General features: G+C 65.2%; 10 protein-coding genes and 2 pseudogenes. 4 read left to right on the top strand and 8 right to left on the bottom strand.

Annotation, left to right across the window (positions count from 1 at the left end; translation table 11 throughout):
- Positions 1-249 (bottom strand): annotated as a pseudogene (locus JNN06_RS15550) (hypothetical protein); the annotation flags it as partial.
- Positions 250-296: 47 nt separating this feature from the next.
- On the bottom strand, positions 297-575 hold the full coding sequence (locus tag JNN06_RS15545; RefSeq protein WP_291240506.1) for an antibiotic biosynthesis monooxygenase: 279 nt from the start codon (positions 573-575) through the stop codon (positions 297-299).
- A gap of 204 nt (positions 576-779) precedes the next feature.
- Here JNN06_RS15545 and JNN06_RS15540 point away from each other — a divergent pair, with 204 nt between their 5' ends.
- Positions 780-1886, top strand: coding sequence for a calcium-binding protein (locus JNN06_RS15540; protein WP_291240505.1), 1107 nt, complete (start codon positions 780-782; stop codon positions 1884-1886).
- A gap of 99 nt (positions 1887-1985) precedes the next feature.
- Here JNN06_RS15540 and guaA read toward each other — a convergent pair whose 3' ends face one another.
- On the bottom strand, positions 1986-3545 hold the full coding sequence (gene guaA, locus JNN06_RS15535) for a glutamine-hydrolyzing GMP synthase (protein ID WP_291240504.1): 1560 nt from the start codon (positions 3543-3545) through the stop codon (positions 1986-1988).
- Between the two features lie 245 nt (positions 3546-3790).
- On the opposite strand from guaA, the gene JNN06_RS15530 reads away from it, so the two are divergent.
- Entirely contained in the window at positions 3791-5335 is a 1545-nt protein-coding gene (locus JNN06_RS15530; RefSeq protein ID WP_291240503.1) for a trimethylamine methyltransferase family protein, read from the top strand.
- 91 nt (positions 5336-5426) lie between these two features.
- Here JNN06_RS15530 and JNN06_RS15525 read toward each other — a convergent pair whose 3' ends face one another.
- Positions 5427-5723, bottom strand: coding sequence for a DUF6477 family protein (locus JNN06_RS15525; protein WP_291240502.1), 297 nt, complete (start codon positions 5721-5723; stop codon positions 5427-5429).
- Positions 5724-5951: 228 nt separating this feature from the next.
- On the opposite strand from JNN06_RS15525, the gene JNN06_RS15520 reads away from it, so the two are divergent.
- Positions 5952-7082 carry a DUF6456 domain-containing protein gene (locus JNN06_RS15520; protein ID WP_291240501.1) on the top strand — a complete coding sequence of 377 codons (1131 nt, stop codon included), beginning with the start codon at positions 5952-5954 and terminating at the stop codon, positions 7080-7082.
- A gap of 219 nt (positions 7083-7301) precedes the next feature.
- Here the strand turns inward: JNN06_RS15520 and JNN06_RS15515 are convergent, their stop codons facing one another.
- Entirely contained in the window at positions 7302-7904 is a 603-nt protein-coding gene (locus JNN06_RS15515; RefSeq protein ID WP_291240500.1) for a LysE family transporter, read from the bottom strand.
- 116 nt (positions 7905-8020) lie between these two features.
- Entirely contained in the window at positions 8021-8707 is a 687-nt protein-coding gene (locus JNN06_RS15510; RefSeq protein WP_291240499.1) for an aquaporin, read from the bottom strand.
- 208 nt (positions 8708-8915) lie between these two features.
- Between JNN06_RS15510 and lipA the strand changes: the two genes are divergently transcribed.
- Entirely contained in the window at positions 8916-9866 is a 951-nt protein-coding gene (gene lipA / locus JNN06_RS15505) for a lipoyl synthase (protein WP_291240498.1), read from the top strand.
- A 64-nt stretch (positions 9867-9930) separates the two neighbouring features.
- Here the strand turns inward: lipA and JNN06_RS15500 are convergent, their stop codons facing one another.
- A complete protein-coding gene (locus JNN06_RS15500) occupies positions 9931-10200 on the bottom strand; it encodes an N-(5'-phosphoribosyl)anthranilate isomerase (protein ID WP_291240497.1) in 270 nt (89 codons plus the stop codon).
- Between the two features lie 47 nt (positions 10201-10247).
- Positions 10248-10454, bottom strand: a pseudogene (locus JNN06_RS15495) (cytochrome C); the annotation flags it as partial.

Below are 10454 nucleotides of genomic sequence, written 5' to 3'. Positions count from 1 at the left end.
CAGCAGGTGCTGGGGCAGGTGGCGCGTCTGCACCTCGGACAGGCGGCCCAGCAGGGCGGCGGTCAGCACCACCAACACAAGGCCGGTGAGCGAGCGCCAGAACATGATCTCGAACGTGTCATGCACGTCGGAAACGGCGCGTCCGGCCACGGCCATGGCGGTGAAGGAGAGGATCGAGCCGGACATCCAGGCGGCGGCGGCAAGCGGGCGGTTGGACAAGATCTGGCCTTTCGGGCGCGGGCTTTCCAACGGCTTAGCGGCAGGGCGGGCGCGGCGCGCTTCTGTTTGCGACAGGATCAGTCGCCGACTTCCTCCAGCCGGAAATCGCGCAGGATGTGACGGGTGGCGGCGAACCAGGCGCTGTCGCGGGTGCGGGCCTGATGGGCGTCAAAGCTCATGCGGTCGCGGAAGGCCTCCATCACCTCGAAGGTGAAAGGGTCCTCGGTCTCGGTGATCTCGAAGGACAGGCAGCCGGGCTCGGCGCGGGTGAGGGCGATGTGGTCTTGCACATGGGCCAGAACGGTCGCGCGGTCCGCTGGCGTCATGCAGATCAACTGGCCGCGCAGGCGGATCATGGGGGCCTCCGGTGTGCAAATCATGGTTGCCGGGCTGACATCCAGCTTGGGTCGCTTGCCCGTTTTTTTCACAGCGGTCAATGCGCGATCCCCAAGCGGGACAGGCGCGCCCGTTTCACGGCCACAGAGGGGGGCTTGGGGATTGCATCTTAAATCAAATCCAATTTAGCTGAGCTTCATTATGCGTAAGTGTTGGGGTGGTCTATGGAACTGATCCTTTTGATGTCCTTGGGGCTGGCGGCGTTTTTCATGCCCTTCGGGTCCGACACTTCGGAGGACAGCGGCGAACCACAAGAACCCGAGGAGCCGGAGAGCGTCCCGATCGGCCCTGATTTCATCCGCGATGACGCGGGCGACGTGACCGGCACGCAGGGCGATGACGGTCTGAGCTATGAGGATTATCTCGCCGCTGTGGAGGCGGGCGAGTGGCACGACCCCGAGGAACTGATCGAAGTCATCACCGCTGGCGCAGGCAATGATACGATCAACCTGATGCCGGATGATGGTTTGGAGCAGCTTCTCTGGGCCGATGGCGACGAGAGCGTCTATGGCGGTGCCGGGGATGATGTCATCCATCTGCCGTCGGTCATTGGCGTTGAAATCTTTGGCGGGGCGGGGCGCGACGATCTTCTGGTCGGGTCGAACCCGTCGGACCCTGTGTCGGTTTTTGGCGGGGCAGGCAGCGACAGGCTGGATGGAACCTTGATGGATAACGGCTATCTCTATGGGGATGGCGGCAATGATCTGTTCAGCCTGAGCGACCCGGCCAGTATCGGCACTGGCTATGTGAAGATTGCCTATGGCGGTGCCGGGGATGACAGCCTGACTGTGGATGCGACGGGCAGCTTCAGCATGGATGTGGTGGGGATAGGCGGGTCGACGGATTATCACGATTTCTATGGCGGCGCGGGGCGTGACAGTCTGGAGGTGACACTCCATGAAGGGCTGCTCGATGACGATACGGTTCTCGAAAACGGATCGCAATTTGGTGATGCGATGGAATGGCTTGTTGAAGGCGATGCTGTCCGTCTGCAAACCATCGAGTTTGCCGATTTCGTGAAGGGCGAAGATCGGATCACGCTGAATGTCCGTTCGGTGAACGACAATTTCGACCTGGCAGAGATCCGGATGGAAGAGCAGCTTGGCGAGGATGGTGCGGCCGAAACTGTGATTACGGCGAGCTATGCGAGCGATACCTTCCTGACGCGCGAAGTCAGTTTCTCGGTGCGGGCGGTCGGGTTGAGCTGGGAGGATATTGATGTGCCGGGCGTCGATCCGGTCCTTCTGGCCCCGGTTGTGCGGCTAAGCTGAGGCGCGCCGGAGGCAGCGCAAAAGGCAAGACCGCCGAGGGAGGCTCGGCGGTCTTGTGAAGCGTGTTGTGGGGCAGGCGATTTTTCTGCGAAAAATCGTTCACTCCAGCTCGATCGTGCCCGGAGGTTTCGAGGTGAGGTCATAGAACACGCGGTTCACGCCTTTCACCTCGTTGATGATGCGGGTCATGGTTTCGCCCATGAAGTCATGGGTGAAGGGGTAGGTATCGGCGGTCATGCCATCGACCGAGGTGACCGCGCGCAGCGCCACTGCGTAATCATAGGTGCGCCCGTCGCCCATCACGCCCACGGTTTTCATCGGCAGGATGGCGGCGAAGGCTTGCCAGATTTGATCGTAAAGCCCGTGCTTGCGGATCTGGTCGATATAGACCGCATCGGCCTCGCGCAGGATCGCCAGTTTCTCGGCGGTGATCTCGCCGGGGCAGCGGATGGCGAGGCCGGGGCCGGGGAAGGGGTGGCGGCCAATGAAGCTGGCGGGCAGGCCCAGTTCGCGACCAAGGGCGCGCACTTCATCCTTGAACAGCTCGCGCAGCGGCTCGACCAGTTTCAGCCCCATCTTCTCGGGCAGGCCGCCGACATTGTGGTGCGATTTGATGGTGACCGACGGCCCGCCGCTGAAGGACACGCTTTCGATGACATCGGGATACAGCGTGCCCTGGGCGAGGAATTCGGCGCCCTCGATCTGGTTGGCGTATTTCTGGAACACGTCGATGAAGAGGCGCCCGATGGTCTTGCGCTTGACCTCGGGGTCGGAGACGCCTTCCAGCGCGCCGAGGAACAGGGCGCTTTCATCGGCATGGATCAGGTTGAGGTTGTAATTCTCGCGGAACATGGCGACGACCTGTTCGGCCTCGTTCTTCCGCAGCAGGCCATGATCGACGAAGACGCAGGTGAGCTGCGCGCCGATGGCCTCATGGATCAGGATGGCCGTGACCGAGCTGTCCACGCCGCCCGACAGCGCGCAGATCACCTGCTTGTCGCCGACCTGTTCGCGGATCGTGGCGATGGCCTGCTCGCGGTAGCCCGCCATGGTCCAATCGCCGGTGAATCCCGCGAGGCGCACGAAATTCTCGTAGAGTTTCGCGCCCTTGGGGGTGTGATGCACCTCCGGGTGGAATTGCACCGCATAGAAATGGCGCGACATATCGGCGGTGATGGCGAAGGGCGCATTGGGCGAGGTGCCATAGACCTCGAAGCCGGGGGCGAGTTTCGACACATGGTCGCCATGGCTCATCCAGACCTGCTCGTCGCCGCTGGTAAACCAGCCGTCCAGGATGGAGAGCTGCGCGGCGGTGGGGGTGACGAAGGCGCGGCCAAATTCGGCGGTGCCGTGCCCGCCCTCGACCTTGCCGCCCAGGCAATGCATCATCACCTGCTGGCCATAGCAGATGCCCAGGATCGGCACGCCCAGATCAAAGACCCCGGCGGGCGGCATCGGCGCGCCCTCGGCATAGACCGAGGCCGGGCCACCCGAAAGGATCACCGCCTGCGGGGCGAAGGCCTTGAGAAAGGCCTCGTCCACGCGGTTGAACGGGTGGATTTCGCAATAGACGTTCAGCTCGCGCAGGCGGCGCGCGATCAGCTGCGTAACCTGAGAGCCGAAGTCGATGATGAGCAGGCGTTGATGCGGATGTGTCATGGCTGCGCCATAGCTTTGGCGGGGGCAAATCGCAAGCCGGAATTGGGGGCTGAGTGGGGGAAAGGCGGGGGTTTCACACCCCCGCGCCCCAGCCTGCAATCGTGCGGGATATTTTTGCCAAGATGAAGGGGGGTGGATGTCGGTTTCAGGACGGAAGTGGCGGAAATGGGTGTCGGTTTTTAACCTTGGGGCGGCATAAGGGGGCAAAATCGGGCGCCTGCGCGGCGTAAACGGAGGGATTCGACATGAATGATGTGGCAGCAGGCGGGCGTCGGGCGCGCGGTGGTGGTGCGGCGCGTCGGGCCGAGCGCACCGGCATCAGCTTCGAGACGGCGAAATTCATCAGCCGCAACATTCCGAATTTTGAAATCCTGAACGAAGAAGCGCTTCAGATCATCGAGTGGAATGCCGAGACGGTGCTGGAGGAGGTTGGTGTCAACTTCCTGGAAAACCCGGCCGCGCTGGAGCTGTGGCGGGCCGCTGGCGCCGATGTGCGCGGCGAGCGGGTGCATATTCCGCGCGGGCTGGCGCGCAAGCTGTGCGCGACCGCGCCGCGCAGCTTCACCCAGCACGCCCGCAACCCGGAGCGCAATGTCGAGATCGGTGGCAAGAATCTGGTGCTGGCGCCGGTTTACGGCCCGCCCTTCGTGCGCGATCTGGAAGGCGGGCGGCGCTATGCGACCATCGCCGATTTCCAGAACTTCGTGAAGCTGGGCTATATGTCGAAATGGCTGCATCACAGCGGCGGCACGGTCTGCGAGCCGACCGATGTGGCGGTGAACAAGCGGCACCTCGACATGCTGCACGCCCATATGACGCTGAGCGACAAGCCCTTCATGGGCTCGGTCACCGAGCCGGTGCGGGCGCAGGATTCGGTCGAGATGGCGAAGATCCTGTTTGGCGATGCCTTCGTGGATCAGAATGTGGTGATGACCTCGCTCATCAACATCAACTCGCCGCTGACTTTCGATTCGGTGATGATGGGCGCGCTGGAGGTCTATGCCAAGGCCGGTCAGGCCGCGATCATCTCGCCCTTCATCGTGGGCGGGGCGATGGCGCCGGTGACGGTGGCGGGCACGCTGACGCAGGTGCTGGCCGAGGTGCTGGCGGGCGTGGCTTACAGCCAGCTGATCCGCCCCGGCGCGCCGGTGATTTTCGGGGCTTTCGTGACCTCGATCGACATGAACTCGGGCGCGCCGACCTTTGGCACGCCGGAAGCCGCGCATATCACCTATGGCGCCGGGCAACTGGCGCGGCGGCTGGGGCTGCCCTATCGCTCGGGCGGGTCGTTCTGCGGGTCGAAGCTGCCGGATGCGCAGGCGGCCTATGAGACCGCGAACAGCCTGAACATGGCGCTGTTGGCGGGCGTGAACTTCATGCTGCATGCCTGCGGCTGGCTGGAGGGCGGCCTTGTGTCGTCCTACGAGAAATTCGTGATGGATGCCGACCAGCTGGGCACGCTGCATCATCTGGCGCAGGGCGTCATGATGGATGAGAACGGGCAGGGCATGGATGCGATCCGCGAGGTCGGCCCCGGCGGTCACTATCTGGGCTGCGCCCATACCCAGGCCAATTTCAAGAGCGCGTTCTGGCGCTCGGACCTGCTGGATTACAAGCCCTTCGAGACCTGGGACGAGGAAGGCGCGCGCGACACGCAGGCGCTGGCGGCGGAGCGGGTGAAAAAGCAGCTGGCCGATTATCAGGCGCCGGCGCTGGACGAGGGCATCCGCGAAGCGCTGGACGCCTATGTGGCCAGGAAGAAGGCCGCGGAACCCGACGCCTTCATCTGAGGATTGTTTCCTGAAAATGACCAAGGGGCCGGGATTTCCCGGCCCCTTTGGCATCTGTGGCGCGCCGTGGCAGCGGCGCTTTGGGCCGGGTTCAGGCGGGGTTTTGTTGCGATTTCGGCAACAGGTTCACCTCGGCCAGCAGCGCGATCAGCAGCTCGATATGGCGGGTGAGCGAATAGCTGGCATCACCCGCGCGGCGGGTTTCCTCCAGCAGGTTTTCTTCGTGAAGCAAGCGCGCCACGGTTTTTTCCGGGCCACCCGCAGCGGCTTCGCGCAAAAGCCGCTTCAGATCGCGGTCACGCTGGTAATCGCTGAGGCCAAAACGGGCGGCGCGCAGCAGCAGGGTCGGGCGGCGCAGGTCACAGAGCAGGCGGCGAAAATCGGTCATGGCAGGTCTCCCCTCTTCGATGTGGAAACAATCGCACGGATCAACCCGCCGTTGCATGCGCCTGTGTTCCAGCGCGCGCCGTCGCAGCCTTTGTTTAGGATTTAGAAACAATTATGGCCCTCAGCCCGGCAGTGACAGGTTTTGTTAACCACCGGGTAACCAATGGCTCCCACGGTTGCATTTGTCCAAGTCCGGGCAGGTGGACCCGGGGCCGCAGGAAACGAGACCATGGAACCCAACCTCAGCGCCGATTTCACTTTGCCGGAATGGCTGCCCTCTGCGGTGAAGCTCTACCTCGATCATACCGAGGAAGGCCTGTCGCTGCGCGAGCTGGCCCGACGGCAGGGGGTGGCGGCCTCGACCGTGATGCGGCAGGTGCGCCGCTATGAGGCGCGCCGCGACGACCCGCTGGTCGACGAGGCGCTGGCCGCGCTGGCGCAGGTGCAGGGTTCCGCCCATTCCGCTGCCACTGGAAAGGACAGGCCAGAGATGAACGCCCCGATCACCGCCCCGCTGCGCCAGACCCCTGTGACCCTTGATGAGGCGGGCATCGCCCGCGAAGGCCGCCGCGTGCTGCGCCGGCTGGCCGAACCCGGCGCCGTGCTGGCGGTGGCGCCGGATATGGAAAAGGCCGTCGTGCTGCGCGAGGGCAGCGACGGGCGCATGGTGCAGACCGCCGTGCTGGAACGCGCGGTGGCCCAGGCCTTCGCGCTGAAGGACTGGATCGCGGTGCGCAAGACGCAAGGCCGGCTGTCGACCTATGAGATCACGGCGGGCGGGCGCAGCGGTCTGAAACGCATGGTGGAGGAGGAGGACCGCCGCCGGATGAGCCATCACGCGGCCTTCGGCATGGCCGAGGCGCCTGCGGGCTTTGCGGGCGCGCCGGGCTGGGACGAGGCGGAGGGCGAGGATGGCCCGCGCCGCTTGCGCTTTGCGCTGGCGGAAAGCCCGGTGGCGGTGCTGGCGCGGCGGCGCGACAAGGATGGCAAGGTGTTTCTGGAGCCCGATCTGGTGCAGGCGGCGGAACGGCTGCGCGAGGATTTCGAGCTGGCGCAGATCGGCGCGCGGCCGCAGAACTGGGACCGGGTGCTTTTGGGCGCCGAGGTCGGCACCAGCGCCGCGCCGCGCGATGCGGGATCGGCGGCGCGCGACCGGGTGGCGGCGGCGCTGCGCGACCTTGGCCCGGGCCTTGGTGATGTGGCGCTGCGGGTCTGCTGCCATCTGGAAGGGCTGGAAGTGGCGGAAAAGCGCATGGGCTGGGCGGCACGCTCGGGCAAGATCGTGCTGCGCATCGCGCTGCAACGGCTGCGGCGCCATTATGACGAGACCTATGGCCGGTCGGGGCCGCTGATCGGGTGAGGCTCGGGAAGATCAGGAAACGCATCGCGTTTCCCTGACCGCGTGGGAACGGCGCCGCAAGACCGGCACAGCATGATCCCGGGAGGCCCGCGCCCGCCCGGCGGGTGTGAAGCACCCGCCCCCCGCAGGGCGGGCGCTGGCCGTTGGCTTCGGGCCAACGGCCCGATGCGGAAACGGCACCGCATGACCTCGGCAATGGCCTCGGCCAGAGAAATTTTCTTACAACTGCGGCAGCGCGTTCAGCACGAGGCCGAAAGCCAGCACGCCCAGCCACAGCCCTGCCGCGCGGCGCAAGAGCGGCGGGGTTTGCCCCACCGGGCAATCGCCACGCCCGGCCATGCAGGCGCCGATCCCCGCCCAGACCGCCGCCACCAGCGCGATCAGTGCAACGAACAGCGCGGCATGCAGCGCAAGCTGCGGCCCAGGCAGCAGCACAAGGCCGAAGATCAGCGCCTTTGGGTTCAGCAGCGTGGTGACGAACAGCCGCCGGGGCGTGACCTCGGCGCCCTCGGCCTCAAGACTGGGGCGCCACATGCGAAAGGCCAGCCACATGACCCAAAGCCCGGAGGCCAGGGTGATGATCGGGCGCAGCAGCGGCGCAGCCTCCAGCGCCAGCGCGCCCAGAAGGGCCAGCGGCAGGGTGACCAGCAGATAGGCCGCGATCTCATAGGGCAGAAGGCGCAGCGCCCCCAGCCAGCCGCGCGCACTGCCCGCCAGCGCCACCAGCGTATTGGTGGGGCCGGGCGTCAGCAGCAAGGCCAGAATGGCGAAGGTCAGTTCCGTCATCGTCATGCGCGCCACGCCCATTCGCAGTTGCAGCATGAGGGTCGCGCGCCCGGCGCGACATGGCAAGAGGATGCGGAGGATTTGCGGCAGTTTGTCGCGTGAAACAGGCGCCCGGATCGCTCCGGGCGCCTGCAAGACCCGGTGGGGCCGGATCAGCCGTTGGCGCGGGTGAAGCCTGCGGCGTAAAGCCCGCCTGCCAGCGCGCCCCCGGCCAGCGGGGCGATGATGAAGACCCAAAGCTGGCTCAGCGCCGCGCCGCCCGCAAAGATCGCCGGGCCGATGGAGCGTGCCGGGTTCACCGAAACGCCGGTCACATTGATGCCAAGCAGGTGGATGGCGGCGAGGGTCAGACCGATGGCCAGACCGGCAAAACCTGCGGTAGAGCCGGGGCCGGTGGAGCCGAGAATCACCGTCACGAACAGGAAGGTCGCGACAAATTCAAAGACCAGCGCCGAAGGCAGCGCATATTCGCCCAGATAGCCCGGGCCATAGCCATTGGAACCAAGACCCCATTCCCCGAGGGCAAAACCGGTCTTGCCGCTGGCGATGAGATACAGCACGCCCGCGCCGATCACGGCGCCGACGATCTGGGCGGCGGCATAGTTGATGAACTCGCCCACCGTCATGCGGCCTGCGGTCACCATGCCCAGCGAGACCGCCGGATTGAGATGCGCCCCCGAAATGGCGCCCAGCCCATAGGCGGCGGCCACGATGGCCAGCCCGAAGGCCAGCGCGATGCCGGTATGGCCGATGTCGCTGCCCGCGAGGACGGCGGCGCCGCAGCCGAACAGCACGAGGATCGCGGTTCCGATCGCCTCGGCAATCAATTTCTTCGGCATGTCTACTCCTGTCACTGTTGCACCCCCGGCGCCGGGCCGGGTGAAAAATGGGTCACTGTCCGGGCTTTCACCGGCCGGGCTGTCTGCCTTGGTCGCGGCAGCAGGCCCGCCGGTTCAAACCCGGTCGGCCGGGGCAAAGTGGAAAACTTGCCACGGCGCGCCAAACAGCCTATTTCAGGGGGAACCGTCCGTCAGGGGGAAAAATCCGATGCGCGACCTCAAGATGCCCGACCAGCGTCACCCCGAAAAGGCGCATCGCCCCGATCAGGAGCAGCCGAAAAAGCCCAGCTGGATCCGCGTGAAGGCGCCGACCTCGCAGGGCTACAAGGAAACGCGCGACCTTTTGAAGGAAAACAAGCTGGTCACGGTCTGCGAGGAGGCGGGCTGCCCCAATGTGGGCGAATGCTGGAGCCAGGGCCACGCCACCATGATGATCATGGGCGAGATCTGCACCCGGGGCTGCACCTTCTGCAATGTGGCGACCGGCAAGCCCTCGGCGCTGGATGCTTTCGAGCCGGGCCGGGTGGCCCATGCGGTGCAAAAGCTGGGGCTGAACCATGTGGTCATCACATCGGTGGACCGCGACGATCTGGCTGACGGCGGGGCAGAGCATTTTGCCCAGACCATCCGCGCGATCCGCCACCGCGCCCCGGCCACCACGATCGAGATCCTGACACCGGATTTCCTGAAATGCGCGCCCTCGGCGCTGGAAGTGGTGGTGGAGGCGCGGCCGGATGTGTTCAATCACAATCTGGAAACCGTGCCGGGGCTTTACCCCACGGTGCGCCCCGGCGCGCGCTATTTCCACAGCCTGCGGCTGTTGCAGCGGGTGAAAGAGCTGGACCCGACGATCTTCACCAAATCCGGCATCATGGTGGGCCTGGGCGAGGATGCACAGGGGGTCAAGCAGGTCATGGATGACATGCGCGCCGCCGACATTGATTTTCTGACCATCGGCCAATACCTGCAACCGACGCCGAAACATCACCGGGTGGACCGGTTCGTGACGCCCGAGGAATTTGCCGCCTATGAGAAAAGCGCCTGGGGCAAGGGGTTCCTGATGGTCTCGGCCACCCCGCTCACGCGGTCGAGCTATCACGCGGGCGAAGATTTTGCCCGGCTGCGCGCGGCGCGGCTGGAGAAGATCGGCCGGGCGTGAGCCGGGAAACGAGTTTTCGCAGAAAACTCGGGCATTGCGGATTTTCTGCGAAAATCCGGTGGCCTCAGAACAGGATCTGCACCGGTCCGGAATGGCAGACCACGATGAACTGGTTGCCGCTGGTGATCAGGTGAAAGCCGCGTCGTCGGACCTCGGCGATGAAGCGGTCACGCCCGACTTCGCGATCGACCCAAGCGACAGAGCGGCGCACGACGCCGCCCTGTGCGGCATGGGCCGAGAAGATCTGGCGCAGCCAGGTTTCGGCATGGTCGGGCGATGGCGGGCAGGCCAGCGCGCGCACCGAGAGGGGGATGGGGTGGGCATCTTGTCTCATCATCGCCCCAGCCTGCCGCATCTTCCCTAAAGCGCGGTTAACCCCGGCTATTCGACCGCCGGCACCTGTTTGAGATAGGCCGCCACCGCCGCGCGCTCCGGCTCGGGCAAGCGGGCCATGTTTTCCACCACATGCGCCATATGACCGCCCACGCTGTCGAAATCCGGCGTGAACCCGGTGGTCAGATATTCGACGATCTCGGCCTCGGACCAGCCCAGTTTGGCGGGGGTGATATTGGGAATGCTGCCCTGGCC

The organism is Gemmobacter sp., assembly GCF_016792925.1.
Classification (GTDB): Bacteria; Pseudomonadota; Alphaproteobacteria; order Rhodobacterales; family Rhodobacteraceae; genus Gemmobacter.
This window is presented reverse-complemented; position numbering and strand designations above follow the sequence as displayed.

Excerpts from the sequence above, each read along its gene's own strand:
- JNN06_RS15545 (WP_291240506.1), bottom strand. The coding sequence starts at position 575 with ATGATCCGCCTGCGCGGCCAGTTGATCTGCATGACGCCAGCGGACCGC.
- JNN06_RS15540 (WP_291240505.1), top strand. The coding sequence starts at position 780 with ATGGAACTGATCCTTTTGATGTCCTTGGGGCTGGCGGCGTTTTTCATG.
- guaA (WP_291240504.1), bottom strand. The coding sequence starts at position 3,545 with ATGACACATCCGCATCAACGCCTGCTCATCATCGACTTCGGCTCTCAG.
- JNN06_RS15530 (WP_291240503.1), top strand. The coding sequence starts at position 3,791 with ATGAATGATGTGGCAGCAGGCGGGCGTCGGGCGCGCGGTGGTGGTGCG.
- JNN06_RS15525 (WP_291240502.1), bottom strand. The coding sequence starts at position 5,723 with ATGACCGATTTTCGCCGCCTGCTCTGTGACCTGCGCCGCCCGACCCTG.
- JNN06_RS15520 (WP_291240501.1), top strand. The coding sequence starts at position 5,952 with ATGGAACCCAACCTCAGCGCCGATTTCACTTTGCCGGAATGGCTGCCC.
- JNN06_RS15515 (WP_291240500.1), bottom strand. The coding sequence starts at position 7,904 with ATGCTGCAACTGCGAATGGGCGTGGCGCGCATGACGATGACGGAACTG.
- JNN06_RS15510 (WP_291240499.1), bottom strand. The coding sequence starts at position 8,707 with ATGCCGAAGAAATTGATTGCCGAGGCGATCGGAACCGCGATCCTCGTG.
- lipA (WP_291240498.1), top strand. The coding sequence starts at position 8,916 with ATGCGCGACCTCAAGATGCCCGACCAGCGTCACCCCGAAAAGGCGCAT.
- JNN06_RS15500 (WP_291240497.1), bottom strand. The coding sequence starts at position 10,200 with ATGAGACAAGATGCCCACCCCATCCCCCTCTCGGTGCGCGCGCTGGCC.